Consider the following 833-nt stretch of genomic DNA (forward strand, 5'->3'; position numbering starts at 1 on the left):
GGGAACGCGTCGGGGCGGTGGAGTCGGGTACATGCACGCTGTTGGGTCCTGAGGGACCGGGCCGGCTGCCTTCGGGTGGCGGGGTCGACTCTCCGGATCTTTTTCTCACGCCTGGGTGTGTGGGAGAGGGATACCGCCCGTATTTTGAGAACTACACAGTGGACGCGAGCATCTTAGATTCACGGCTTCGGTCGTGGATCGACAAGATTCGCATGGCGCGGCTTTCGGGCTGCGGTCATGCAAATCATTGGATCTGCAACTTTTCGAGTTGTAGTTTCTTAACTCATGTGATTAGCAAGTTCATAAGAGCAAACGGTGAATGCCTTGGCATCTGGAGCCGAAGAAGGACGTCGTAATCTGCGATAAGCCTCGGGGAGCTGATAAACGAGCTGCGATCCGAGGATTTCCGAATGGGGAAACCCCGCCAGGCCCCTTGTGGTGACCTGGTGACTCCCGCCTGAATATATAGGGCGGGTAGAGGGAACGTGGGGAAGTGAAACATCTCAGTACCCACAGGAAGAGAAAACAACAGTGATTCCGTCAGTAGTGGCGAGCGAACGCGGAAGAGGCTAAACCGAGTCATGTGTGATACCCGGCAGGGGTTGCATGGCCGGGGTTGTGGGACTTTTCGTTCCGGTCTGCCGGCCGGTGAACGTTACAGCGCATCATAGACGAACAGGTTTGAACGCCTGGCCAGAGCGGGTGCGAGCCCCGTAGTCGAAATGGTGTTATGACGTGAAGAGTATCCCAAGTAGCACGGGGCCCGAGAAATCCCGTGTGAATCTGTCAGGACCACCTGATAAGCCTAAATACTCCCAGATGACCGATAGCGG

General features: G+C 56.2%; 1 rRNA gene. It reads left to right on the top strand.

Going from position 1 to position 833, the window contains the following annotated elements:
• Nucleotides 1–292: 292 nt before the first annotated feature.
• Nucleotides 293–833: ribosomal RNA gene (locus C5C53_RS16715) — 23S ribosomal RNA — on the top strand; the annotation flags it as partial.

Source organism: Rathayibacter sp. AY1E3, from assembly GCF_002932235.1.
Taxonomy (GTDB): domain Bacteria; phylum Actinomycetota; class Actinomycetes; order Actinomycetales; family Microbacteriaceae; genus Rathayibacter.